The following is a 26,043-nucleotide window of genomic DNA, read 5'->3' on the forward strand; positions in this document are numbered from 1 at the left end:
TTTCCAGGAGCACAATAAATGAGCGTAGCCTGCATTACAAATTTTAAAGTCTGGAAATATACTCGCTTTCTCATCGTCTCGACAGGCATTTAAGGTAGTTGGTTAACTGGATCTGATCCTAAAACCTGGCATGCCAGTCACAATTGCGTTTTTGGAATGCGTTCAGGGCTACCGTTAGAAGACCTGGGAAATTATTTTTGCCTCGGATTCACCTGAATTTCTACATGAGTAAGTTTTTCAATCTTATTCATATTTCATAGCACCAGGATAAATATGTCTTTCGCCTGCGCCAGTTGATACTGTAGTGGCACCCACACAGTGCCAGCCGCTGTTCTCAGACTCTAATATACAAAAAAATCCGGTGTATCTGGTTAAGCCTCCGGGCAATATTAACACAATACTAGCAATCTGTTCGTTAATAATTTGCAAAAAAAGGATAAACGGAAGATTTTGTGACAAATATAGGGAGGCCGGCTTGCCTGAAAAGCCCTGCAGGCCGGCCTTCTGTCTGATTTTTTATTCCCGTCCGTCCAGCAGGTTACCCAGTCCCCCCAGGATGCTGCCTTCTTCCTTCCGGGCGCCAGTACCGTAAGCCAGTACACGGCTGGCCAGGCGGCTGATGGGAAGGCTCTGCATCCATACCTTGCCGGGACCGCGCAGCACGGCAAAAAACAGCCCTTCGCCCCCGAACACCATATTCTTGATGCCCCGTACAAATTCCACGTCAAAGTCTACCTGCTGGGTATAGGCCACAATACAGCCGGTATCTACCTTCAGCACTTCACCGGGCTGCAGTTCCTTTTCTATAACATAGCCGCCGGCGTGCACAAACGCCAGCCCGTCGCCCTCCAGCTTTTGCATGATGAACCCTTCCCCGCCAAAGATGCCGGTACCCAGCTTCCGCTGGAACTCGATGCCTACGGTGACCCCTTTGGCCGCGCAAAGGAATGCGTCTTTCTGACAAATTACCTTGCCGCCCAAAAGGCGGAGGTCCATCGGAATGATCTTGCCGGGGTAAGGGGCCGCAAAGCTCACTTTCTTTTTGCCATGGCCTACATTGGTAAATGCTGTTATAAAAAGGCTCTCCCCTGTGATCAGGCGTTTGCCGGCAGACATCAGCTTGCCAAAAAAGCCTTGCTGTGCCCCGGAGCCGTCACCGAAGAGCGTTTCCATCCTGATTTCCTGGTCCATCATCATAAAACTGCCGCTCTCGGCCACTGCGCTCTCCTGCGGGTCCAGTTCTATTTCTACAATTTGCATCTCCTCACCATGAATATGGTAGTCGATCTCATGATTTTTAAGCATAGGTGTTGTTGCTGTTTTTAATAGTGGCAAGTTACATAAAATGGCTATCTGGCCGCTCTGGATTTTTTCATCAGCTTTTCGAGCAAAGGCTGTACCTCCGCCGCCTGCCGCATAAAACCAAGGTCTGTAAGATGGGAGCCGTCAATGGTGCCTTCATGGTCATGCCCCAGGAGGTTGGTGGCCGGCAGGTAATACAGTTGTTGATACCCTTCCTTCTTCAGCTGCCCGTACACTTCTTTCCACAGCCTGTTCTTTTCCGCGGTGCTGGCGCCCACCTGCTGGTTCCAGTAGCCCGTTTCATGAATGCGGCTTTCCACCATTAAAACGGGTACTCCCGGGCGCGTGGTGAGCAGGTGTTTTACAAAGGGGTAACCGCGCTCCCTGATCTCTTCTGCAGTAGGGTTGGGAATGCAGTCCAGCACAAAGCAAGACGCTTTCATGGTGGCCAGCAGCTCCGCTACGGGGAACTCCATTTTGCCGGCGCCGCTGAAGCCGAGGTTCACCACTTCCCAGCCGGTGCGGCGGCTGATGATGGAAGGATAGGTCATACCGGCACGGCTGGCGGAAGCTCCCTGCAGAATGCTGGAACCGTATATCACTACCCGCCTGGTTGTATCTATGCCGGGCCGGGAAGGGCTGGCCAGCGTAGCTTCCGGCGCTACCCCTATCTCGAGCGCTACCAGTTCATTATAGGTAGGCAGGTACAGCATGAACTGTTTCATACTGTTGTCCATGTTTCCTACCATCAGCTGGTTGTTGAGCGTGTCTTTATCCGCCGGGCGGCCAACGCTTACCCATTGCCACTGGCCGCTTTTGTTGCGCGCGTAAAGGTCAAGCCCGCTATGTACAATGGGCGTCATGTTGGCATAATACTTTCTGCCCCGCAGCGACCATTTGGCGCGGATGTACGGGGAATTGGTCTCAAACAGCACGGCTATGCCGGCGCTGTGTTTGCTCAGGCCCTTGACAGCGGGGGTAAGCGGTTTGGTCTGCTCTACGTCCAGCCGTACGTATACAGGATCAGTAGGCAGCCCTTTACCAATGATCATCAGTGAACGGGCATCCGTATAACGGGCATTGTCTTTTTCCTGGCCATAGGCGCAGGTAAACGGTAATAACAGGAAAAGTAAATAACGCATATTGGTTTCTTTTTTTAAAGGCCCGGGAATGGGCGGCCGAAAAATAATATAAAAAAACCGTCCTGAAGAATCAGGACGGTACTAGTTAACCTACAACTGTTACACTGTTTGCTTTTATTATTACCAGAAAACAGTACGATTTAATGCATTACTACTCCTTTGGCGGATTTTGCCTGCTCCTTGTCTTCTTCATGGGCCTGGCCGTTGAAGAAATTATAGGGGCGGGGAGAAATATAGTTCGGGTCATGCAGTTTCCGGATCACTTCTCTTTTGGTGAACAATTTCAGGACCAGCACGAGGAACGGCACATATTTGAGCCCGCGCGGCCAGCCGTAATAATCCAGCACGTCTATGCAACGCTTGTTCATATAGTACATGACCGGCACCAGCACCAGGGTGAGGAAGGTGGCGAAAATGAGGCCGAACACCATGGTCCAGGCCAGGGGCCCCCAGAAGGCCACGTTGTCTCCACCGAAGAACAGGTGCGGGTTAAACTCATCAAACATCTTCCAGAAGTCGATATTGAGGCCCACCGCCAGCGGAATGAGACCAAGTATGGCGGCTATGGCGGTAAGCAATACCGGCGTCATACGCGTTCTGCCTCCTTCCACCACGGCTTCGTTCATAGGCGTACCCTGCATTACCAGCAGGTCTGTAAACTCTACCAGTACGATACCGTTCCTGGCCACAATACCTGCCAGCGCCATGATGCCTACACCGGTCATTACGATGGAGATATCCATGCCAAAGATGGCGAAGCCCAGGAACACACCGATGATGCTGAACAGTATCTCCAGGAAGATCACAAGCGCGCGGCCTACGGAGTTGAACTGCGTTACCATGATCATGAAGATGAGGCCAATGGCCCCCAGCATGGCCAGCAGGAGGAAGTTCATGGTTTCCGCCTGGTCTTCCTGCTCCCCCGTCATTTTTACGGTGATGCCGTCTGGCGGCGCAAACTCCAGCACAGCGGCGTTGATGGCCATTACCACTTCATTGGCGTTGTAGCCGGTAAGCACGTTGGAATACAGCGTTACCACCCTCTTTTCATCAATGTGTTTGATGCCCGCGTAAGTGTTGGAGTAGCGGATATCGGCTACGGCGCTCAGCGGCACCTGGCGGATCTGTCCACCCATGTTCATGTCACGGTAGGTGAGGTTGAGGTTTATGAGCGTATTGATGTTGTTTTTCTGGTCTTCCTTGAAACGGATCATGATGGGATAATCATCATCCGGGTCACGGAACTTGGACACTTCCAGCCCGAAGAGCGCGGCGCGCAGCGAGTTGGAGATCTGTTCGGTAGAGATCCCTTCCCGGTTGGCCCGCTCCCGGTCTATATTCAGTACAATTTCCGGCTTGTTGCTCTGGAAGTCGCTTTTCAGTTCTTCCACGCCGCCTATCTGCAAACTGTCCAGGTACCGCTTGAGGCGGTCTGACGTGCTGGCCAGCAGTTCAAAATCATCTCCCGAGATCTCGATATTGATCGGTTTACCCGTGGGAGGCCCACCTTGTTCCTGTTCTACCACAATATCCGCGCCGGGCACACCTTTTACAGCATCGCGGATCTTGTCAAGATATTCTACGGTAGACTGGCCGTTACGTTTGGCAAACTCCACGAAAGCTACCGTTACCTTGCCTTTGTTGGAGCTGACGCTCATATCCATCTGCGACGGGTCTCCGGCGCCTACGGCCACGTTGGAGATAATGGATTTCACCAGCGGGTTCTTGACGCCGCCTACCACTTTTGTGATCCTTTCTTCAATAATATGGGTAATAGAGTCTGTGTATTTCTGGTCTGTACCAATGGGCAGCTCTATGTATGCATAGATAAAGTTGGGGTCGGAAGTGGGGAAGAATATCACTTTCGGGTTCCGCATGCCGGTGATCATAATACTGAATACCAGCAGCCCGAATGTACCCAACAGTATATACACCGGCCTCCAGCCGATAATGCACCAGCTCAATATCCGTTTGTAGCGGTTCTGCACGCGGGGCCAGAAGTTTGACTGAAACTTGCGCGCCACGCCGCCCAGCCAGAAACGCTCCAGCGCTATCATCAGGTAAATGAACATTACCAGGTTACCGGTACCCACGCTGCCGGATGCATAGCCGATAAGTGCAATAAATACGAACAGGCCGGTGAGCATCGCAAACTTTTTATCGAACCTGGGTTTGGGGTGGTGTTCCCCTTCATGGCGGTCCATAAAGTCTACCGCAAACACCGGGTTGATGAGGTATGCCACTATCAGTGAGGCGGTAAGCGTTACGATAAGCGTTACCGGCAGGAAGTACATGAAGCTGCCTATGATGCCGGGCCAGAAAAGCAGCGGGAAGAAGGGCGCCAGCACCGTCATGGTACCAGACAATACGGGCAGGAACACTTCGCCTGCCGCTATTTTGGCGGCCTTCACAATCCCAAGGTCTTTCCGTTCATAGAATATACGGTGTACGTTCTCGATCACCACAATGGCGTCATCCACCACAATACCCAGCGCCAGCAGGAAGGAGAACAGCACCATCATGTTCAGCGTAAAGCCGAAGGCCGGCAATACGGTAAAAGCAATGAACATGGATATGGGAACGGACAACGCCACAAAGATGGCGTTCACGGCGCCCATGAAGAACATGAGCACAATGGTTACCAGCAGGAAGCCGATGATGATGGTGTTGATCAGGTCATGCAGCGTAACACGGGTAGACTCTGACTGGTCTGCCGTAATGGTCACATCCAGCCCTTTGGGCAGGTAATTGGCTTTCATATCTTCCACGATCTGGAAGATCTTGTCAGACGCGTTGATGAGGTTCTGCCCGCTCTGTTTGATCACATTCAGCGTGATCACGCTTTTACCGTTCAGGCGTGCGTAGCTTTCCTGTTCTTTATGGCTGTCTTTCACATCCGCGATGTCACGGAGGTACACTACCGCGCCGGAACTGCCGCGAATAACGAGGTCTCTCAGCTTGAGAGGATCTTTATATTCCCCTTTTACACTGAGGGAGCGTTTCTGCCCGTCCATGGTCACAAGGCCGGCGGAGGTGGTCTTGTTTTCACTCCGCACTGCCATCATCACATCTTCAAAACTGATCCTGGCAGCGTCCATCTTGAATTTGTCCAGGTCAATATGGATCTCCCTGTCCAGCGCGCCTACAATTTCCACGCGGGTGATCTCTCCAAGCGCCTCTATCCTGTCCTGCATTTCATCCGCATACTTCTTCAGCGTCTGCAGGTCAAAATCACCGCTCATGTTCACGTTCATGATGGGTATCTGGGACACGTCTATTTTTGTGATGCGCGGTTCTTCCGTGAGGTTCTGGGGAAGGTCAACCTTCGCTTCATCCACTTTCTCGCGCACTTCCATCCTGGCCTCCATCATGTCTTTATCCGGGTTGAACTCAATGATGATAGAGGAGAAGTCCTGTATGGAAGTGCTTTTTATTTCCTTCACACCGGAAATGGATTTCAGTTTTTTCTCCAGCGGCTTTGTTACCAGCGTTTCCATATCTTCCGGCGATGTGCCGTCATTAATAGTGCTGATATAGAACTGCGGGAACACCACCTCGGGAAACTGCTCCTTCGGCATGGAATTATATTTCAGTATACCCATCACGCAAATGATAAGCGTGGCCACATAAATGCTGACCTTGTTATCAATTGCCCAACTGGTGGGTTTAAACTCTTTTTCTAAGTCCTTCATCGGGTAGTTTTTTAAAAGTGGATGCTTACAGTTTCACCATGTCATTGTCGTTCACGCCCTGGAACCCTGCGGTGATGATCCTGTCTCCCGCCTGTAAACCTGATTTGATCTCTGCCTGGTCGTTATACGTACGGCCCATTTCTATTTCCTTGCGCACTGCCTGCAATTTGCCGCCATCTCCTTTTACGGTGAGCACATAGGGGTTGCCCATGGAATACTGGATCACTCTCACCGGCACTACAATAGCATTCTTGGCTTTATAATCCACTATCCTTATATGCGCTATCATGTTCGGGCGTACGTCTCCGGAAGGTTTCAGCGGCACTTCCACCCTGATGGTGCGGCTCAGCGGGTCAATTACCTTGGCGGCAAACCCGATCTTTGTCCTGATCTCTTTGTTGATATCCGGGAAGCTGATGATCACATCATCGCCGGTTTTCACCTTACCCGCAAAAGATTCCGCCACGTTAGCCACTACCCGGAGGTTGGAGCTGTTTACCACGCGGAAGGCCGGCTGGCCCGGTGCGCCCGCATCGCCCAATCTGGCGATCACCGCGTCTACCGTGCCATTAATGGGAGACACAATGCGTGTCTGCGCCAGTTGTTCCTTCATAGTGGCCATCTTCCTTTCCAGGCCTTCTACATTGGTTTTGGCATTAAGGTATTGCACTTCCGAACCTATTTTCTGTTTCCAGAGGTTGGCCTGCCTTTCAAAGAGCGTTTTGGCCAGGTCTATCTGCGTCTGCAGCTCTGCAATGCCTGCGCGCACCACCACATCGTCTACCTGGGCAAGCGTCTGGCCTTTTGATACGGCCTGTCCTTCCCGCACGTAAATGGCTTTTATCACACCCGGCACCTGGGGAGACACGTTCACGTTCTCGCGGGCGTCTACAGCGCCCTGTACATCAATGAAGTGCTCAAATAAAGTGTCTGCAACGGTAGCGATGCTGACCGTTTTCATTTGCACCGCGGTATCCGAGCCTTTAGTCGCTTTCTCCAGTTCCTTGATCTCCTGCTGCAGTTTGGCTATCTCCTGTTTCTTTTTCTGTATCTGCTCTTCCGGTTTCCCTTCACCGCCGCCGCAGGCAGCCAGTACAAGTGTTACGAGGGGGAGTATGAAATATTTTTTGTTCATTGTATGATAGATTTTAGGCGGGTGCTGATTTTTAAAATTAGAGTTTGCCATATGCTTTCATGTATTCAATGCGGGACACAATTACATTGAACAGGGCCGTGAAATAGTTGTTCTGCGCTTCGAGCAGCTGCGTTTCCGCAGTGATCACTTCCAGGCTGGAACCTACGCCCTCACGGTATTTGATCATGGTGGTGGCATGTACGTCCTTGGCCAGCTGCATATTCTCTTCCTGGTTTTCCAGGGTGGTGATGTTATTGCGCAGGTTGGTGGCGGAGTTCACCTGGTCCAGGTCTATTACGTTCTTGATGTTCTCAATTTCCAGGTCTGCCTGTTTCAGGTCGATCATGGCCTGGTCTACCCGCCTTCTGCGCTGCATGCCGGAGAAGATGGGAATGTTCAGGTTGAGGCCCCAGGATACGTAGCCGTACCACATTTGAGACTGGAAGAAGTCAAAGCTGTTGGTTTGCCGGGAGGCTCCCCCCTGCCCGAAGGCGGAGAGGGAAGGCAGTGCTTCCATGCGGTACCTTTTCAGGTTGTACTCCTGTGTTTTTTTCTGGGCCTGCATCAACTGGTATTCAATGCGGTCATTATAATTGAAACCGGTGGTTTCCTGTATGTCTGCTTTGAGCACGTTGTTGCCCAGGGAGTCTGCCAGCTCCAGCGGCTGCCTCATAGGCATGCCCATCTGGAATTTCAGGGCGGCCAGGCCCACTTCGCGCAGGTTGCGGATGCGCACTACTTCGGACTGGATGTTGTTGTACTGCACCACCAGCCGATCTACGTCCAGCTTTTCCACCAGGCCGTTCTTGTAGATCTCTTTGGTTTCGTCCAGCGTTTTGCGGATGCGCTGCGTGGTCTCGTCCAGTATGGCCAGCGCCTTGTCTGCCGCCACCACGTTATAGTAGGCTTTATATACTTCGGTCTTCACATCTATCTCTGACTTCTGCACCCCTTTCCTGGCCAGGTCTTCCAGTGTTCTCCGGGCCTGGAGGGCCACCAGTACGCTGGGGTCGAACAGTGTCTGGTTAATATTCACCGTGCCGGCGGCATTGAATTTGAGGCCGAAGGCAAAGGGCACCAGGGTGCCTTTGGGCACGTTGGGGTCAAAGTTGGACGCGTCGATCAGCTGTTTCTGGATGATCGGGTTGTCCTGAAAGGTACCGCTGGCAGACACCTGCGGCAACGCCAGCCCGCTCACTTCCTTGTTGCGGGCAATTGTGTACAGCTCTTCCAGTTTGGCGTTGCGTACGGCATACTGATGCGTCAGCGCGTAGGCTACCGCCTCCTGTGCGGAAAGGCGGGCCGTTTCCGTTGTGGGCTGCTGCTGGGCACTAGCGTAGGTTAAAAATTGCACCATCGTTCCCGTAAGGGCGATGAGCTTCCATTTAAACTGCATAGTTCGTGTGTTTATTTCGAATAATCTTTCGTCTTGTATTTTTCAATTTGCTTGTAGCCTTTCGGGCTGGCCACTCCGTAGAGGAAGTGTTCCAGCAGTATCCGCTGCACCCGCGTCATATCGTACCCGTTCATGGGGAACAGCTCGGGCTGGAAGCAGAACATGGACGAGGCAGCGCGGAAGTGGCTGAGGATGTCCAGGTCCAGGTCTTCGCGGTAAAGCCCTTCCCGTATGCCCCGCACCAGGTTTTCGCGGATGGTCTGGAGCATGAACACATTGCGGTGTGTTTCAAACAGCTGGAAGGCTTTGGCGTGGAACTTCTGCAGGTCCATCATGGCCACGGGGTTCATGTTCCTGAGCTTGTCTTCCAGCATCTTCATCACCATAAACAGTTCTTCTATTGCGTCTTTACTGTTTACCCGGCTTTCGTTGCATTGGTCTTCCATCAGCTTCAGGTGGCGGCTCATCACGTTCACCACCAGGTCACTCTTGTCCGCAAAATGGGCATACAGGGTCTTTTTGGAAATGCCCATCTTGAGGGCAATGTCGTCCATCGTAATAGACCTGGTGCCATATTGCCGGAACAGGTTGAACGCCGTATCAAGTATTCGTTCTTGTACTTCCATCAGTTTTAAAACGGGGTGGTCTGGTAAATAGTCGGACAAAACTATGGAAACTATTTAAACTGCCAAAGTTTCCAGTACGAATTTTTTAGATTTTATGATGAATGCGGTTTGTCAGGTGTATTTGGGGGTCATGCCCGCAAAAAACAGCAGTTTTGTCCCTTACCAACCCGATTTATCATTTGGCGCGGGGGAATGGGCGTGAAAGCAGTAACTTTGCGTTTTCAACACACATCACATGTCTCCAAAACTGAGGTTCAGGCTATTATTATCGCGGATACTGCGTTATTTCTTCCAGGGTCTGCTCATTCTGGCGCCGATTGGTATTACCGCCTTTACGCTGTACTGGGGGTTTATCACCATTGACAACCTGCTGCCGCGTGACATCCTGCCGGTAGACCACCCTATGAACTTCCTGAAATACAAGGGGGTAGGGTTTGCTATTGTATTGATAATCATTTCATTTGTAGGATATCTCAGTTCATCCTTCATTGTAGGGCGGCTCATAGACATGTTTGACCACATCCTGGAGCGCACGCCATTTATTAAATACATCTATTCTTCCGTAAAAGACGTGTTTGACGCCTTTGTGGGGGAAAAGAAGAAGTTTGACCACCCGGTGCTGGTAAACGTGTACGGGGAGGATGTGTGGGAAATGGGATTCATCACACAGGAAAACGTGAGGAGCCTGGGCCTGGAAGGGTACCTGGCGGTGTATGTGCCGCACGCCTATGCCATTACGGGCAAGGTTTTTATTGTACGGCAGGAAAAAGTGCGGCCGCTGACCAACATTTCAGCCGGCGAGGCCATGAAGTTTGCGGTGTCTGGCGGGGTTACGAACATCACAGAAACGCAAACAGCGCAAACGGCAAAATAAATTCTCTCAGGTGTGAGAGACGGAGGCGCATGATGCACGATCTTTGCGCCCAATTTGTTGCCTATGTATCCATTGTTTCGCCCGGCAGTGATAGTGCTGCTGCTGATCTTTACCTTTTCGGACGTACGGGGCTGGGGCTTTTTTGCCCATGAGCGGATTAACCGCCTGGCGGTGTTTGCCCTCCCGCCGGAGATGTTGCTTTTATATAAGCCTCATATTGAATATATCGTACAACAATCCACGGCGCCGGATAAACGACGGTATATCATAGCTGAAGAAGGCGCCCGCCATTACCTGGACGCCGACCGTTACGGCCTTCCGCCCTTTCCGGGGCTGCCCCGCCGCTGGCAGGAGGCCGTGGAGCGGTTTTCCGCAGATACCCTGGAGCGCTACGGGGTACTGCCCTGGCACCTGGAACGGGTAATGCGGCAGCTCACAACGGCCTTTGAAGAACGCAACACCGCCCGTATCCTGCGGCTGTCCGCAGAGCTGGGGCACTATGTGGGCGATGCCCATGTACCGCTCCACGCCTGCTCCAACCACAACGGGCAGTTCACGGAACAGCAGGGCATCCACGGGTTGTGGGAGTCCCGCATCCCGGAACTGCTGGCAGACGCGCGGTTTGACTACTGGGTAGGAAGCACCGCCTATATCAGGGACTTTCGCGGCCTGGTGTGGCAGGTGATAGGGGAAAGCGCCGCCGCGGCCGATACGGTACTGCGGCTGGAGAAAGCGCTCAGCCAGCGGTTCCCGGCAGACCGGCGGTTTGCCTACGAACTGCGGAAAGGCCGGCTGGTACGCAGCTACTCAGCAGCCTATACCAAGGCCTACCACCGGCTGCTGGGCAATATGGTGGAAAGGCGGATGCGCGCATCCATACAGGCCGTGGCCGCCTGCTGGTATACCGCCTGGGTGAACGCCGGCCAACCGCCCCTGGGAAAGCCGGGAACGGCGGGTATTACAGATGATGAACACGCGGCGGCAACGCGGCTGGACAGCCTGTGGAGGGTTGGTAAAATAATTGGGAGGGACCATTAAGAAATAACAAAAGAAAGTTTATCTTTGGCCTTCTATCTATCTTTTTAACCTGTCCTCACTGACCAATCCTTCCGGTTTTTTTAATGCGACCGCGATTTTTTACCAATTCCTTCGAAAAACCATAGAACGTGGAACAAGAAAACGTATTCAACTTAGATCGCAACATGAAGGTGCACAATTTTAATGCAGGTCCTTCTGTATTACCAAACGAAGTACTGTACAAAGCCAGTAAAGCACTTATTGACTTTGACGGTACGGGCATGTCTATACTGGAAATAGGACACCGCACAGAACCATTTATAGCCGTAATGGAGGAAGCACGCAGTCTTGCAAAGGAACTGATGCAGCTGGAGGACGATTACGAGATATTGTACCTGCAGGGAGGGGCTACCACCCAGTTCATGCAGGTGCCCATGAACCTGCTTGACAGCGGGGAAACAGCGGCATATGTAGACACCGGCGTATGGTCCAACAAAGCCATTAAAGAAGCCAAACTGTTTGGTTATGTAGACGTTGTGGCCAGCTCCAAAGACAGCAATTACAATCACATCCCCAGGCAGTTTACGGTACCCCAGCAAGCCAAATACCTGCACATCACCACCAACAATACCATTTATGGTACCCAGTGGCAGCACACCCCTGAAACGGACGTGCCCCTGATCGCAGATATGAGCAGCGACATTCTCAGCCGCCAGATGGATTTCAACAAGTACGCCCTCATCTATGCCGGCGCACAGAAGAACATGGGCGCCGCGGGCACCACCATGGTAGCCGTGCGCAAAAGCATACTGGGCAGCGTAACCCGTAAAATTCCCAGCATCCTGGATTACCGGCTGCACGTGGAAAACGGCTCCATGCTTAACACCCCGCCGGTATTTGCCGTATACATTTCCATGCTCACCCTGCGCTGGCTCAAAGGCCAGGGAGGCCTTGCCGCTATTGAAAAACTCAATACCAAAAAGGCAGCCCTCCTGTATGACGAAATTGACCACAACCCGCTCTTCCGCGGCAACGTGGTAAAGGAAGACCGCAGCAAAATGAACGTTACCTTTACCATAGACAAACCCGAACTGGAAGAAGAATTCCTGAAATTCTGCAAAAAAGAAGACATCGTAGGCATCAAAGGCCACCGCTTGTCTGGCGGTTTCCGCGCATCCCTGTACAATGCATTGCCCGTAGAAAGTGTGGAAGTAATGGTGGAAGCCATGAAATTCTTCTCTCTCAAAAAGGCATAGTAGCAAAATATTTTTCATATGAGGGCCGGCCGAAAAGACCGTCCCTTTTTTTATACCTGCTTTTCTTATTTTTACCCCCTCTTAACAGAAAATACTATATCATGGCAATTATCAAACCTTTCCGGGCGCTGCGTCCGCAACCGGCGTTAGCAAAAGAAGTAGCCGCAAGGCCATATGATGTACTGAACTCAAAAGAAGCCGCCGCAGAAGCCGCCGGCAACCCGAATTCGTTCTATCATGTGTCCAAATCTGAAATAGACCTGCCCGAAGGAACAGACATCCACAGCGAGGAAGTGTACCTGAAAGCAGCGGAAAACCTGCAGGGCCTGCAGGCCGCCGGTACCCTCATTCATGAAGAACAGCCATGCTATTATATTTACAAACTGGTGATGGACGGCCGCTCCCAAACCGGCCTGGTATGCGTTTCTTCCATAGATGACTACAACAACGGCATCATCAAAAAACACGAATTTACCCGGCCTGACAAGGAGCTGGACCGCATCAACCACATCACCCACACCCGCGCGCAAACCGGCAATGTGTTCCTGGCCTATAACGACGTGCCCGAGCTGAACGCCATCATAGACCAATGGCAGCAGCATCACGCACCCGTGTACGACTTTACAGCGGACGACGGCATTTCCCACACCATCTGGGTCATCAATGAAGCCGCCACCGGCGACCAGATCACCGCTTTGTTTGCCGAAAAAGTGCCCGCCACCTACATCGCAGACGGCCACCACCGCGCCGCCTCCGCCGCCCTGGTGCAAAAGGCCACCAACGAAAACATTCACAGCAGCGCCAATCTTAACTATTTTCTCACCACCATATTCCCCGCCAGCCAGCTCGCTATCCTGGACTACAACCGCCTGGTGAAAGACCTGAACGGCCATAGCAAGGAAGATTTCCTCTCCCAACTGGAATACGACTTTATTGTGGAGCCCGTAGGCCACCATGAGCAGAAACCCAGCATGCTGCACGAGTTCAGCATGTACCTGGACGGCACCTGGTACCGCCTGGTAGCCCGGGAAGGCACCTACACCGCAGACCCCATCGGCATACTGGATGTTACCATTCTGCAAAACAACGTGCTGGGCAAATTGCTGGGCATCAAAGATCCCCGCACAGACAAGCGCGTAGACTTTGTGGGCGGCATCCGCGGGCTCGGAGAACTGGTTAAAAGAGTGAACAGCGGGGAGATGAAAGTGGCCTTCGCCCTTTACCCCGTTACCATTCAGCAGCTTTTTGATATTGCGGACAGCGGCAATGTAATGCCCCCCAAATCTACCTGGTTTGAACCCAAGCTGCGAGACGGCCTGTTAACACATTTGATCTGATCATCATCTGAAACGTTGGCCCCGCCTTGCTCCGGGGTCAACGCTTTTTTCTTACATTTACATAAAACGAACTGAATGATGGAATGGCAAAAGGTTGCTAAAAAATGTGCCCTTGTGCTGGCAGGGATATTGACTGTACAATGGAGTATTGCGCAGGATAATGCTGAACTGCAGCAAACGGCCAACTCTTTTCTCCGCACCGGGGACTATGCCAATGCCATATTGGTATTGAACCAGGCTATCCAGAATGCGCCGGACGATATTCAGTTGAAAAAAGACCTGGCTTTTGCCTATTACCTGAAAGGGGACTATAACCGTGCCTACACCGTAGTGTCCCCCCTGGTAGACAGCAAGGAGGCAGATATTCATTTGTACCAGATTGCCGGGAATATCTACCAGAGCAAGCAGGACTGGAAAGGAGCGGAAAAGCTCTACGTACGCGGCCTGAAAAAGTTCCCGAAAAGCGGTGAGCTGTATAATGACTACGGCGACCTGCTGCAGAATATGAAAAACTTTGACGGAGCGCTGCGCCAGTGGGTAAAAGGCATTGAAACAGACCCTAATTTCCCGGGCAACTACTACCACGCCGCCCGCAGCTACCTGTGGACCAAAGAGCCCATCTGGGCCATCCTCTATGGCGAAACCTTTGTGAACCTGGAAAGTTATACCACCCGCACGGCCGAGATCAGGGAGGTAATAGTGGAATGCTATAAAAAGCTGTTTGACGACCCGGCCATTTTCAACAGCGTACCTACAGAAACCACAGATAACAAAAAAAGCCGCAAAGGCAGTAACGACAGCGGGTTTATGGACGCGTTCAAAAGCACCATTGCCAAGCAGGTGAGCGTAATAGCCACAGGCATTGAGCCGCAATCTCTTATTATGCTGCGCACCCGCTTCCTGCTGGACTGGTACAGTTTTTATGGCGTACGTTACCCATACGCCCTTTTTGATTTTCAGCGTAAACTGCTGAAAGAAGGAATGTTTGAGTCATACAACCAATGGCTGTTTGGCCCCGTGGCCAACCAGGCGGAATACAAAGCCTGGACCAGCCTGCATAAAACCGAATACGACGCCTTTTCTGCATGGCAGCGAAACCACCCGCTGAAGCTCCGGGAAGACGAGTTTTACAATACCGGCAAACTGGCCGTTATCAAGTAGCACAGGAGCAGCAGAACAGCATAGAAGGCCGCGTTTAATTACAACAATATCTTAAACATAGAGCTTATGCTGATCGCAAAACACCAAAACATTATTGACAACGCGGTAAAAGCCAACCAGAACAGAACTTTTTACGCGCAGTACCCCGAGCACCCCAAAGCGTACGGAGAAGAAGCTCCCCCGCAAGGCGAGGCCTCCTTTAAAAGCCTGTTGCAGCAGCCCTTTTCACGTCTGAAACAAAAAGTTGTGGCCGGCTGGGCGGGCGAAGAAGTGTCTCCCTACACCGGCGAGCCCCTGGGCATTACCTACCCCCTTACAGACACGGAAGAGCTGGTGAAGGCCGGCAAAAGGGCCGGCCAGCGCTGGGCGCAGCTGGGCGTGGCAGACCGCGCGGGCATCCTCACGGAATCACTGGAGAAAATACAGCACCACTTCTTCGAGATAGCCCACGCCACCATGCACACCACCGGCCAGAGCTTTATGATGAGCTTCCAGGCCAGCGGCCCCCATGCCAATGACCGCGCGCTGGAAGCCATTGCCATGGGCTACCAGCAATTGCAGGCCTACCCGGAAAGGCAGACCTGGGAAAAACCCATGGGAAAGATCAGCATACGCCTGGAAAAGTCTTTCCGCGCTGTTCCCCGGGGGCTGGGCCTGGTGATAGGCTGTTCCACCTTTCCCGTCTGGAACTCCCTGCCCGGTATTTATGCAGACCTGATCACCGGCAACGCGGTGCTGGTAAAACCGCACCCCAAAGCCGTACTGCCCATTGCCATTGTGGTAGCCGTTATTCAGCAGGTACTGGAAGAGAACGGGCAAGACCCTTACACCTGCCAGCTGGCCGCAGACAGCAGTGAGCACCTTATTACCAAAGAGCTTTGTGAGCACCCTGATGTGGCGCTCATAGACTATACAGGCAGCAGCAGCTTCGGCAATTACGTAGAGTCTCTTGCCGCTAAAGGCAAGACCGTTTTTACAGAAAAAGCCGGCGTCAACTCTGTTATACTGGATTCCGCCAAAGACATAGACGCCGTGGTGCAAAACCTCGCCTTTTCTGTAAGCCTTTACTCCGGGCAGATGTGTACCGCCCCGCAGAACTTCTTTATCCCCGAAAGCGGTGTGAACACCTCAGGTGGCATATTGAGCTTCAATGAAGTGGCCGTAAAGCTGAAAGACGCGGTTACCGCCCTCGTCAACAACCCGAAAATGGGCACCGGCACCCTGGGCGCCGTACAGAACGAGGCAACGCTGCAGCGCGCAAAAGACATTCACCAGCTTGGCGGCAAAGTACTGCTCAACGGCATGCCGGTAGTGAACGAAGAATACAGGAATGCCCGCACCTTTTCGCCCGCCATTGTAGAGGTCAGCTCCGCAGATAGCGGAATTTATGAAAAGGAATTGTTCGGGCCGGTGATACTGCTCATCAAAACAAAAGATACAGACCATTCCATACAACTGGCGCGGCAAATGGCAGCCAAACACGGCGCCATTACCTGCGCGGCATATACTACAGACGAGGCGGTGAAAGACAAGATCGAGGATGCCATGAACAGCGTGTTCACGCCCGTTTCCTTCAATTTTACCGGCTTCATCTGGGTAAACCAGCACGCTGCCTTTTCAGACTTCCATGTAACGGGAGGCAACCCGGCCGGCAATGCCAGTTTTACCAACCAGGAGTTTATTGTGAAGCGTTTTGTATGGGTGGGCAACAGAACATTCCTGGAATAAAAAACATACTATGCGTACAGTCAGACTACTTTTTTTCATGGCAATGGCCGTTGCCTGCCAGCAGGCGCCCAAGGCTGACAAGGCCGAGGTAACAGACGCCCAGGCCGTAAAACAGCCGGACGCGACCGGACGCAGCCATCAGCTAGACACGGCCGCCAGCGTCCTGTACTGGATAGGCACCAAACCTACCGGTGAACACAAAGGCTCTTTTCGTTTCAGCCAGGGTGAATTGCATATAAAAGACAGTGTGCTGACCAGCGGCCAGTTCGTGATAGACATCAACAGCCTCCGTAACCTGGACCTGGCCTCCCAGCCGGATATGCGGATAAAGCTGGAAGACGAGCTGCGGGGCGCCAATTTCTTTGATGCGCACCAGTACCCCACCGCCCGCTTCGAAATAACCGGGGTGGAAGAGTACCACCCTGCCGCCACAGACAAAAGCGTGCTGCTGAAAGATGCCACACACATGATCAGGGGCAACCTGACCATCAAAAACGTGAGCAAAAACATCAGTTTCCCCGCTAAAATTGCGCTGAAAGAAGGTAAAGTAATGGCTACCGCCGATTTTAACATTGACCGTACGCAATGGGGCATGACCTACCGGGCAGACAAATCGCTACAAGACAAGCTGATCAATTCTATTGTGAACATTCGCTTCGAAATAGTTACCAGATAGGCGCCGGGGCAGCATCCAGGCTGCCCCGGACCGTTTTTTTCAGTATATTTAGTAAGATCACCGATCCTAAATACACACACATGGAAACGAATCAGCAAAAAGATGAACGCCTCTGGCGCATTGCCAAAGCCCGGGCCGGATTCCGGACCCACCTGATGACCTACCTCATCATCAATGCTTTTCTGTGGGCCATTTGGTTCCTTACCAACGAGCATCACCACGGCGTGCCCTGGCCGGTATGGCCCATGTGCGGCTGGGGGCTCGTGCTGGCTTTCGCCTATTTCAACGCTTACCACCGCGACCCGTTTGGAGACGCCACCCGTGAATACGAAAAGCTGCAGCAGGAAAAGCAACAGCGAGGCCTTTAAGTTAACCGCATCATCATGCACCACCCCACCCGCCTATTTGATGTTATTCCGCATCAGCTGGCCTACTATTCAAAAACCGATATGCTGGCCGCCAAAGATCAGGGCGTCTGGAAAACCTACAGCACCAGCGAAGTGGCCGGGATAGTGCAACGGTACAGCTCCGGCCTGCTGCGATCAGGCTTCGGGCCAGACAGCAAAGTGGCCATTATCAGCACCAACCGCCCGGAATGGATCTTCACAGACCTGGCCTGCCAGCAGATAGGCGCCATACTGGTTCCCATTTACCCCACCATTAGCGATACAGAGCTGGAATTTGTGCTGAATGACGCGGAAGCGGGCGTTTTGTTTGTCAGCAATCAGGACCTGTACGAGAAAGTGAACGCCCTCCGCGGTAAACTCCCCCGGTTGCAGCACATCTATTCTTTCGACATCATTCCCGGCGTACAGCACTGGTCTGCCATTACCGCGCTGGCAAAGGAGAGCGACAATGAGCGGGTGGAAGCGCTCAAAAACAGCATTACCCCCGATCACCTGGCCACCATCATCTATACCTCCGGCACCACCGGTACACCCAAAGGCGTTATGCTCACCCACCGCAACATCATGAGCAACGTGGAAGCCTGCCTGCCCGTACTGCCGGTAACGAACAGCGGCCGCGCCCTCAGCTTTTTGCCGCTGAACCATATATTTGAGCGGATGGTCACCTATGTGTACCTCACCGCAGGCGTATCTGTATACTACGCGGAAAGCATGGAAGCCATCTCAGACAACCTCCGGGAAGTAAACCCTTCTATTTTTACCACCGTACCCCGCCTGCTGGAAAAGATCTATGAAAAGATCATGGCCCGCGGCACGGCCCTGCGCGGCTTGAAAAAACAATTGTTCTTCTGGGCGCTCAACCTGGCCAGGCAGTTTGAGATCAACAAACCCCTGCCGCCCTGGTACCGCCTGCAACTGGCCGTGGCAGACAAGCTCGTGTATAAAAAGTGGCGGGAAGCCCTGGGCGGCGAGCTGCAATGCATTGTAACCGGCGCCGCTGCCTGCCAGGTACGCCTGCTGAAGATATTTACCGCCGCCGGCATTCCCATCCTGGAAGGGTACGGCCTCACAGAAACGTCTCCCGTAATTGCCGTGAACCGCATGCCGGAAAAAGACCGGATGTTTGGCACCGTGGGGCCCGTGATCAGTAATGTGGAGGTGAAGCTGGCAGACGACGGGGAAATTCTCTGCAAAGGCCCCAACGTGACCAGCGGCTATTACAAATGGCCGGACCTCACCGCAGATGCCTTTACAGACGGCTGGTTCCGTACCGGCGATATAGGCGTGCTGGTGAACGGAAAATTTCTGAAAATCACGGACCGCAAAAAAGAACTGTTCAAAACCTCCGGCGGTAAATTTGTAGCCCCGCAACCCATCGAGAACAAATTCCGGGAATCGCCGTTTATAGAACAGATCATGGTGGTAGGCGCTGACCGCAAGTTCACCGGCGCGCTGATAGTGCCTAACTTCCGCAACCTGGAAGACTGGTTTGCCCACCAGGGCGTTTCGTACCCCGGCCCGGAAAAAGCCCTGCAAGACACGAAGGTGCGGCAATTATACCGCCAGTCCGTTGAAAAATACAACCAGTACTTTTCCCATATTGAGCAGGTCAAGAAATTTGAGCTGATGCCGCATGAGTGGACGGTAAACGGCGGGGAAATGACCCCTACCCTCAAACTCAAGCGGAAAGTGATACAGGAGAAGTACCGGGACGCCATTGAGCGGATTTATGCATAATTTTTGAGGAAAATTGCCAAAAACGCTTATTTTTGCCCTCCCGCCGATGGCGGTATGGCCCTGTAGTTCAATGGATAGAATAGAAGTTTCCTAAACTTTAGATCCAAGTTCGATTCTTGGCGGGGCTACCAAAGAAAGAAAAGCGGAATATTCCAGTCCCGAACCTGGTATTCCGCTTTTCTTTTTCCTCACAAATTGTTTATGTTATTCCCAGGCCGGATTTTGTGTCAATTGCGGGTTTAGCGCCAGTTCATTCACTGGCAAAGGCCATAAATAATCTTTAGCCGGATCGAACCGCCTGTTGGCAGAAGATTGCAATAAGATGTAATTATCAGGCGTAAGCTTCGGGCTTGCAGTTGAAAAACCTGGTTCGTTTGCAAAGAAATAGCTACCCAAAACAGCTTTGGGAAGTTCTGTTTCTGCGGTCTTCCATCGAATCAGGTCCCAATACCGGAAACCCTCCATAGCCAGTTCCACCCTTCGTTCACGGCGAAGTTCGTTGCGCATGTCCAGGCCATTATCCTGAACAAAGGCATTACTGAGATCGGGCAAATCCGCCCGCGCGCGTAAAAGATTGATACTTGCATTAAGGTCCGCATCGGAAATAGATCCGTTAAGTTCATAAAGCGCTTCGGCATATACCAACAGTACTTCTGCATACCGGATAATCGGATAGTCTATAAACGTAACCCCGGTACCCACTGTATGGGCATCTACAAATTTCCGCGGACAATAGGCAGTGGTGTGGTAAACCAGGGCAGGCGCCTGAAAAGGTACACTGTAGAAATATGGATCTCCTGCTTTCATTATAGTTGCATTCAACCGCTCATCCCGGTTAACGAATGTTTCAGAAAAAGTGGCAGGCGCTATATACTGGGGCGAAATCTCAATTGGCAATCCGTCTTTCATCAGGTAAGCATCTACCAACGCCTTGGTTGCATTTGTTGCACCGTTTATCAGCGTTCCGCAATTATAGCCGGAAATATTATCGGCAATATCTCTGCCGTATTGCCGTACCAGTATGTTTTCTCTATTTTGCCGGCCCTCGCCCTCATACTGAAAAAGTCCGAAATAGCTATTAAACAACTGATGTTCGCCGCTCTCCATAACTCCTTTTGCAGCCGCTACCGCCAATGAAAGGTGGTTGTTGGGATCTCCGTACTGATGGAACTTTGAACGGGTGCCCTCAAATAAAGCAACCCTCGCTTTAAACGCCAGTGCTGCCGTATTGGTGATACGTCCATATCCTGCAGCTCCCCTTACAGCAGGTGTAGGAAGCTTTTCAACGGCATAGTCCAGGTCTGCATAAATTGCTTCGTATACCTGCTCTTTGGGTGTTCGGGGAGCTGTTAGCTCAGGTGAATCTTCTTTTAGCAAGCCTAAAATAAGAGGAACGTCGCCAAATTTCTGAACAAGCTGAAAATAGGCCCATGCACGAAAGAAACGAGCTTCCGCTACATACATATTTACAATCTGCGAAGGTACACCTGCATTCTCTCCTAACGGCGCCTTCTCTACAATATTAGATGCCGCCCTTATCATCCTGTACGGCGTACTATAATCACCGGATGTTGCCGGCGCAAGCCTGGAACCATCGCTTATTGATTGTGGCGCTGTAGCAAACCCGTCATCCGACCAGTTGTCAGCAGTTACCAACAGGCTGGGCAGATAAGTATACAGATAATTGGTAGCGGCCTTCAGATCACGCTCGTTCTTCCAGAAAGACCCGTCACTAAGATTGGTTTCCGAGACCCTGTCAACATCGCAAGCGCTTAACAAGCATAGCGAGATGACAAAATATAATAGATTCTTCATGTTCGATTTATTTTAAAGTGACAGTAGAACTGTATCAAAATGAAATATTTAGCCCAATAGAGGCAGTAGCCGCAAATGGATATTCAAACTCAACATTATTGGTATATTCCGGATTGAAAACCCGATCAAAAATGCCAAGGTTTGTAAATGTTAAAAGGTCCTGGCCACTAAAATAGATCCTGGCCCGCGCTATATGGACCTTTTTTAACAGACCATCTGGCAAAGAATATCCTAATTGAATATTCTTTAAGCGGATGTATTTTCCATCCAGCATCCATTTATCAGAGAAGACATAATTATGCTGACCTCCGGTATAAGGACGGGGAAAAGCTGCATCCCGGTTTTCTTCCGTCCAATAGTCCTTATGGATTGCTAATGGCTGACGTGGTGCTGTTACCTGTGGGTTAACAGTATTTACTGTTGCATAAAAGGTCCGTAATCCTACTCCCTGAAAAAAGACGTAAAAATCGAATCCTTTCCAGTCAAAACCGCCGTTGATCCCGAAATTATAACGTGGCTGATCGGTTCCAAGATAAACAAGATCACCATGGTCTTCAAACAGTCCGCCGCCAATATTAATGCGGTTGTCTCCATTCTGATCTACATACCTGACATCTCCTACGCCTGTTCTGGCATTGTAGAATGGCGCTTTATCCACCTCATCCTGCGATTGATAGTATCCATTTGTCTGAAACCCCCAGATGGAACCCAATGGATAACCCTCCAGTATATCCACTATTCCGGCATTAACCACCTTCCTTCCGGCATAGCTCATTACTTTATTCCGGTTGTCTGACAGGTTAAACCCGATTGAATAGTTAAAATTCTTTCCGATCTTGTCCCGGAAATTGGCCTCTATCTCCCAGCCCCAGGATTTAAGTTCTCCGTTGTTAGTACGCGGGGTAGCAACACCAAAGGTTGCCGGCAATTGCAACGGCGTGAGCATGTTCTTGTTAAATTTCACATAGTAATCCGCGTTAACAGATAACTTGCCGTCAAACATTCCGAAATCAAAACCACCGTTGGTTGTTTCTACAGTCTCCCATGTGAGGTTTGAGGAAGGGACTACGCTTTGATAGAAGTACATGGTACGGTCTTCTGAAGCGCCCAATACCAGGTTATTGCTTCGTGAAAGCATATTCATAAAATCATAGTTGCCGATAATATTTCCAAGCGCGCTTCCTAATTGCCCCCATGACGCCCGGAGCCTTAGTGAAGAGACAAAGGAGTTTTTAGGAAACCAGTTTTCCTTATGAATATTCCACCCGGCAGATACTGAAGGAAATGTCTTTACCCGTAAACCCGGTGCCAACCTGGAGCTTTCATCAGAGCGAAGGGTTGCTTCAAAGAGATACCTGTTTTGATAGTTATAATTCAGCCGGCCGAAATACGATTTATATGCGTATGTATTAATTGTCTGGCTATTCGTTTTGGTAGCATCCTCTCCAAGATTAAGCGTTGGCAGGTCATTGCTGGCCAGGTTCTGTGCCGAAGTGTACACAGATGAATTTCTGCTATCTTCAAATTGGTAACCAACCAGTAAATGGAAGTTGTGTTTCGCTCCCAGGCTTAAAGAATAGTCGGCCAGCAATTGCAGGTTGTTGGTGCTGTACACGCCACGGGTTACTTCGAACTTATTTGTCTGATTGATGTAAGCCACCGGGAAATAGCGCTGCCACAACTCAACGGTACGGGAGAAATGGTCCCGGTCTGACCGGTTATAGGTTGCGCCGTAGATGCCACGCAGCTGCAAGCCTTTTACAACATCCGCTATTTTAAGTGTAAAAACACCATCAAAGTTATTATCGTTACGGTTATTGTAACCTCCCTCTTTAAGGTAAGCATAAGATTGGTTTGCAGAAAACGAGCCCTCGCCGCTAAGCCTGCCTTCCGGAGTAAATATAGGCCATTTTTGCCGGAGACGAAGTGCCTGGTAAAGCAATGCAGAAACATCCAACGACGGCATTTCAGTCTTTTTACGCGTATAAGAGATCCTCGACTCAACAGATACATGCTTGGTAAGCTTTGCACCCAAATTCACCCGTCCATTATAGCGGTTATGCTTGTCCGGGCCAACTTTAAAGGCGCCATCTTTGGAGTAACTCCCCAAGGAAACCAGGAAGTTCAGCTTTTCCGTTCCACCGCTGACCGCTATGTTATGCGTTTGCATCGTGGTAACATCACGTATGGTTTGGCTAACAAAGTCCTTTTGATTCAGATAAACATATTTGTTAGTATCAACCGGGTCCACGTAATATTCCACCCCGTCAATTATCCGCTGAATATCTGCTGCCGGGTAGGGCGGCGCCAGGCCTGCATTTTCAGCTGACAAATTGCTGAAATAAGCTTCCTCCAGCAAGGTCATCCGCCTGGGAACATTCAACATCTTGTCTGCGCCAAACAGGTTGGAATATTCAATTCTTGTTTTTCCCGCCACTCCTTTTTTTGTAGTGACCAGGATCACGCCACCCGCGGCCTGGGCGCCATAGATGGCCGCCGCAGCCGCATCCTTCAAAAAGGTCACGTTATCAACATCATTGGGATTTAATGATTGCAGGGTGCCAATAGGCGCAGAAACACCATCTACAATTAAAAGAGGGTTCACATTTCCGTTTGCAGATGTTGCCCCCCTCAATTGTATCGAGATGTTTTCATTGCCTGGTTGTCCCGAGGTACGGGTAACTACAAGTCCGGGAGATGTTCCCTGCAGGGCAGTGGCAAGATTGCTGACTGGTCTGTTTTCGATACTTTTTGAATCAACTGTTGATACCGCCCCTGTCAGATTAATTTTCTGCTGTGTTCCATATCCCACCACAACTACTTCATTCAATGCCTCGGTATTTTCGATCAATGTAATATGCACCTGGTTTCGGTTGCCAACGGAAAGCTCCTGTGTATGGAAGCCTACAAATGACACTACAAGCACTGCCCCTGAATCAATATTCTTCAGCATAAATTCACCATTAGCATCGGTGTTAGCTGCATTGTTAGTCCCCTTCACCCGGATTGAAGCGCCAGGCAAAGGCGCTCCTTTTTCATCGGTCACTTTCCCCTTTATATCTGCAGGAACTATTGCTTTCTCAGTACCGCTTTGTTTAATGACAATAAAATTATCTGAAATAGTGTACGTCAAGGGTTGGTTGCCAAAGCAAATTGCCAGCACTTTTTCAATGCTTGCGTTCCGGACATTAATGGTAACAGGATGGGCAATCTTTAATACCGCGTTATTATACAAAAAGTCATAACCGCTTTGGGTCCTGATCTCATCAATTATTTCACCCAAAGGGGCATTGACCTTTTTCAGGGTAATTTGCTGTGCGAAGGAACTTGCACTTACCTGCATAAATGCAGTAGTTAGCAGAATTACAATCAGTTTCATAACCAGTACGAATTGATTTAGAGCATGGCGGCCGCCACGACTCCTGAAATGTAATTTTAAATGCATAAATTTGGTTTGTTGGGTTTTAGACCTTTAATGTTTGATTCCAGTCAATAGTTTTAATCCTTATAGGAAAGGCAAGCTCAACATTCGCCAAGTCCCGATGCCAGTCGGGATTTGGTTTTTTTGTGCTGCGTACTTATTTGGTCACAATCACCTTTCTTCCCTCTAGTTTAAAGTGAACATCACCTGTATATTCCAACATCTTTAAAATACCGGAGATATCTCTTGATCTTGATATCTTACCCGAGAAGGTAAGGCCTATAGCGGGCTTATCCCGGTATTCAACATCTACATCGTACCATCTTGCTATCTTTGCCATGATACTTTCGAGGCCTTCATTAAATTTGAAGTAGCCGTTTTTCCAAGCCACCACACCCTCCAGATCCACATCACTGGAAACTTTCAGCTTATTCCCTGATAGCTGCGCCTGCTCTCCCGGTTCCAGCATTTTTGATCCCAAAGCAGTAACAATCCTCACAGACCCTTCCAGGAGCGTAGTTTGGACTATCCTTTCATCGGCATAGGCCATTACATTAAAATGTGTTCCCAATACTTCAACTGTTTGCCCGCGACTTTCCACCCGGAATGGCATCTCCTTGTTATGTGCTATTTCAAAATAGGCTTCCCCGGTCATCTGTATCTTTCTTTCGTTACCAACAAACCGTGTTGGATAGGTAATACTAGATGAAGCATTGAGGAATATCACCGAACCGTCCGGCAGTCTTACCTGCCACTGTCCACCAGCAGGGGCCTCAATAGAATTGTATTCCAGTGGCAAACTTTCATTTGTGCTACCAGTTGCATCATATACCAGTTGTCCATTGGTAGTTTTTGTAATTTTCACTCCAGACCGGTTGGCAACCTCACCGTTGGCTGCATCAGCAAGAATAATTTTTTCCCCGTTGCCTAACGTCAAAATTGCCTGATCCTTCCCAGGCCTGATCTCTTTACCGGCTACCGCAACCTGCTCACGGGGATCCGACCTTAAAACATATAAGTAGGTGCCTACTCCTAACAGGATCAGCAAAACGGCGGCGGCTGGGATTTGCCACCTTTTGGAAAAATAAGAGGGTTTCTTCTGAGTATTGATATTACTCAATAAACGCGCAGCCAGCTGCTCTTCAGACGCGTCACCTGCGGCCCAGGTAACGGGCTCTTCCGTGTCCAGGTCATACCATTTATCCAGCAGCTCCTTTTCCGATGGTGTAATAGTGCCCTTCATCCACTTATCCGCCAGTTCATTTAGCTGCGCTCGTGTTGGTCGTGTCATAAGATAACTCGTTTCTTATATAGTGTATAA

Annotated in this window: 18 protein-coding genes and 1 tRNA gene; 10 read left to right on the forward strand and 9 right to left on the reverse strand. The window is 50.7% G+C overall.

Annotated elements, in window-relative coordinates; genetic code table 11:
- Window positions 1–516: 516 nt before the first annotated feature.
- From D3A97_RS04920 to D3A97_RS04945, 6 genes are all read right to left on the reverse strand, one after another.
- Entirely contained in the window at window positions 517–1,305 is a 789-nt protein-coding gene (locus D3A97_RS04920; RefSeq protein WP_119077266.1) for a TIGR00266 family protein, read from the reverse strand.
- A gap of 44 nt (window positions 1,306–1,349) precedes the next feature.
- On the reverse strand, window positions 1,350–2,444 hold the full coding sequence (locus D3A97_RS04925) for an SGNH/GDSL hydrolase family protein (protein ID WP_119077269.1): 1,095 nt from the start codon (window positions 2,442–2,444) through the stop codon (window positions 1,350–1,352).
- A gap of 140 nt (window positions 2,445–2,584) precedes the next feature.
- Entirely contained in the window at window positions 2,585–6,136 is a 3,552-nt protein-coding gene (locus D3A97_RS04930; RefSeq protein ID WP_119077270.1) for an efflux RND transporter permease subunit, read from the reverse strand.
- Window positions 6,137–6,161: 25 nt separating this feature from the next.
- Window positions 6,162–7,271: an efflux RND transporter periplasmic adaptor subunit gene (locus D3A97_RS04935; RefSeq protein WP_119077271.1), complete on the reverse strand. Its 1,110-nt coding sequence runs from the start codon at window positions 7,269–7,271 to the stop codon at window positions 6,162–6,164.
- A 37-nt stretch (window positions 7,272–7,308) separates the two neighbouring features.
- Window positions 7,309–8,667, reverse strand: coding sequence for a TolC family protein (locus tag D3A97_RS04940; RefSeq protein WP_119077272.1), 1,359 nt, complete (start codon window positions 8,665–8,667; stop codon window positions 7,309–7,311).
- 11 nt (window positions 8,668–8,678) lie between these two features.
- Window positions 8,679–9,293, reverse strand: coding sequence for a TetR/AcrR family transcriptional regulator (locus tag D3A97_RS04945; protein ID WP_119077273.1), 615 nt, complete (start codon window positions 9,291–9,293; stop codon window positions 8,679–8,681).
- Window positions 9,294–9,528: 235 nt separating this feature from the next.
- On the opposite strand from D3A97_RS04945, the gene D3A97_RS04950 reads away from it, so the two are divergent.
- The 10 genes from D3A97_RS04950 to D3A97_RS04995 all read left to right on the forward strand — a co-directional run bounded on the left by D3A97_RS04950 (window position 9,529) and on the right by D3A97_RS04995 (window position 19,617).
- Window positions 9,529–10,167, forward strand: a complete 639-nt coding sequence (locus D3A97_RS04950; RefSeq protein WP_119077274.1) for a DUF502 domain-containing protein — start codon at window positions 9,529–9,531, stop codon at window positions 10,165–10,167.
- A gap of 63 nt (window positions 10,168–10,230) precedes the next feature.
- Window positions 10,231–11,205 (forward strand): zinc dependent phospholipase C family protein, encoded by a 975-nt coding sequence (locus tag D3A97_RS04955; protein ID WP_232825849.1) that lies wholly within the window; start codon window positions 10,231–10,233, stop codon window positions 11,203–11,205.
- Window positions 11,206–11,369: 164 nt separating this feature from the next.
- The gene (serC, locus tag D3A97_RS04960; protein WP_119078429.1) at window positions 11,370–12,440 is read left to right on the forward strand and encodes a 3-phosphoserine/phosphohydroxythreonine transaminase; all 1,071 of its coding nucleotides are present in this window, start codon (window positions 11,370–11,372) and stop codon (window positions 12,438–12,440) included.
- A 101-nt stretch (window positions 12,441–12,541) separates the two neighbouring features.
- On the forward strand, window positions 12,542–13,777 hold the full coding sequence (locus tag D3A97_RS04965) for a DUF1015 domain-containing protein (protein ID WP_119077277.1): 1,236 nt from the start codon (window positions 12,542–12,544) through the stop codon (window positions 13,775–13,777).
- Between the two features lie 75 nt (window positions 13,778–13,852).
- Complete coding sequence (locus D3A97_RS04970) at window positions 13,853–14,938, forward strand: tetratricopeptide repeat protein (RefSeq protein WP_119077279.1); 1,086 nt, start codon at window positions 13,853–13,855, stop codon at window positions 14,936–14,938.
- Between the two features lie 66 nt (window positions 14,939–15,004).
- Window positions 15,005–16,666 (forward strand): phenylacetic acid degradation protein PaaN, encoded by a 1,662-nt coding sequence (gene paaN / locus D3A97_RS04975; RefSeq protein WP_119077281.1) that lies wholly within the window; start codon window positions 15,005–15,007, stop codon window positions 16,664–16,666.
- Between the two features lie 10 nt (window positions 16,667–16,676).
- On the forward strand, window positions 16,677–17,342 hold the full coding sequence (locus tag D3A97_RS04980) for a YceI family protein (protein WP_119077283.1): 666 nt from the start codon (window positions 16,677–16,679) through the stop codon (window positions 17,340–17,342).
- 80 nt (window positions 17,343–17,422) lie between these two features.
- Entirely contained in the window at window positions 17,423–17,710 is a 288-nt protein-coding gene (locus D3A97_RS04985; protein WP_119077285.1) for a 2TM domain-containing protein, read from the forward strand.
- 15 nt (window positions 17,711–17,725) lie between these two features.
- Window positions 17,726–19,486: an AMP-dependent synthetase/ligase gene (locus tag D3A97_RS04990; RefSeq protein ID WP_119077287.1), complete on the forward strand. Its 1,761-nt coding sequence runs from the start codon at window positions 17,726–17,728 to the stop codon at window positions 19,484–19,486.
- Window positions 19,487–19,542: 56 nt separating this feature from the next.
- Window positions 19,543–19,617 (forward strand) — tRNA-Arg (locus D3A97_RS04995).
- Window positions 19,618–19,690: 73 nt separating this feature from the next.
- Here the strand turns inward: D3A97_RS04995 and D3A97_RS05000 are convergent.
- The 3 genes from D3A97_RS05000 to D3A97_RS05010 form a co-directional block, all read right to left on the reverse strand.
- On the reverse strand, window positions 19,691–21,301 hold the full coding sequence (locus tag D3A97_RS05000; protein ID WP_119077288.1) for a RagB/SusD family nutrient uptake outer membrane protein: 1,611 nt from the start codon (window positions 21,299–21,301) through the stop codon (window positions 19,691–19,693).
- Window positions 21,302–21,335: 34 nt separating this feature from the next.
- Window positions 21,336–24,680 (reverse strand): TonB-dependent receptor, encoded by a 3,345-nt coding sequence (locus D3A97_RS05005; protein ID WP_198673867.1) that lies wholly within the window; start codon window positions 24,678–24,680, stop codon window positions 21,336–21,338.
- Between the two features lie 199 nt (window positions 24,681–24,879).
- Window positions 24,880–26,013, reverse strand: coding sequence for a FecR family protein (locus D3A97_RS05010; protein WP_119077290.1), 1,134 nt, complete (start codon window positions 26,011–26,013; stop codon window positions 24,880–24,882).
- Window positions 26,014–26,043 lie beyond the last annotated feature (30 nt).

The sequence above is a fragment of the Chitinophaga alhagiae genome, from assembly GCF_003568665.1.
Lineage (GTDB): Bacteria > Bacteroidota > Bacteroidia > Chitinophagales > Chitinophagaceae > Chitinophaga > Chitinophaga alhagiae.

Coding starts and splice junctions, on each gene's coding strand:
- D3A97_RS04980 (WP_119077283.1), top strand. CDS start 16,677: ATGCGTACAGTCAGACTACTTTTTTTCATGGCAATGGCCGTTGCCTGC.
- D3A97_RS04965 (WP_119077277.1), top strand. CDS start 12,542: ATGGCAATTATCAAACCTTTCCGGGCGCTGCGTCCGCAACCGGCGTTA.
- D3A97_RS04925 (WP_119077269.1), bottom strand. CDS start 2,444: ATGCGTTATTTACTTTTCCTGTTATTACCGTTTACCTGCGCCTATGGC.
- D3A97_RS04935 (WP_119077271.1), bottom strand. CDS start 7,271: ATGAACAAAAAATATTTCATACTCCCCCTCGTAACACTTGTACTGGCT.
- D3A97_RS05005 (WP_198673867.1), bottom strand. CDS start 24,680: ATGAAACTGATTGTAATTCTGCTAACTACTGCATTTATGCAGGTAAGT.
- D3A97_RS04930 (WP_119077270.1), bottom strand. CDS start 6,136: ATGAAGGACTTAGAAAAAGAGTTTAAACCCACCAGTTGGGCAATTGAT.
- D3A97_RS04970 (WP_119077279.1), top strand. CDS start 13,853: ATGATGGAATGGCAAAAGGTTGCTAAAAAATGTGCCCTTGTGCTGGCA.
- paaN (WP_119077281.1), top strand. CDS start 15,005: ATGCTGATCGCAAAACACCAAAACATTATTGACAACGCGGTAAAAGCC.
- D3A97_RS04940 (WP_119077272.1), bottom strand. CDS start 8,667: ATGCAGTTTAAATGGAAGCTCATCGCCCTTACGGGAACGATGGTGCAA.
- D3A97_RS04990 (WP_119077287.1), top strand. CDS start 17,726: ATGCACCACCCCACCCGCCTATTTGATGTTATTCCGCATCAGCTGGCC.
- D3A97_RS04950 (WP_119077274.1), top strand. CDS start 9,529: ATGTCTCCAAAACTGAGGTTCAGGCTATTATTATCGCGGATACTGCGT.
- serC (WP_119078429.1), top strand. CDS start 11,370: ATGAAGGTGCACAATTTTAATGCAGGTCCTTCTGTATTACCAAACGAA.
- D3A97_RS04955 (WP_232825849.1), top strand. CDS start 10,231: ATGTATCCATTGTTTCGCCCGGCAGTGATAGTGCTGCTGCTGATCTTT.
- D3A97_RS04920 (WP_119077266.1), bottom strand. CDS start 1,305: ATGCTTAAAAATCATGAGATCGACTACCATATTCATGGTGAGGAGATG.
- D3A97_RS04985 (WP_119077285.1), top strand. CDS start 17,423: ATGGAAACGAATCAGCAAAAAGATGAACGCCTCTGGCGCATTGCCAAA.
- D3A97_RS04945 (WP_119077273.1), bottom strand. CDS start 9,293: ATGGAAGTACAAGAACGAATACTTGATACGGCGTTCAACCTGTTCCGG.
- D3A97_RS05010 (WP_119077290.1), bottom strand. CDS start 26,013: ATGACACGACCAACACGAGCGCAGCTAAATGAACTGGCGGATAAGTGG.
- D3A97_RS05000 (WP_119077288.1), bottom strand. CDS start 21,301: ATGAAGAATCTATTATATTTTGTCATCTCGCTATGCTTGTTAAGCGCT.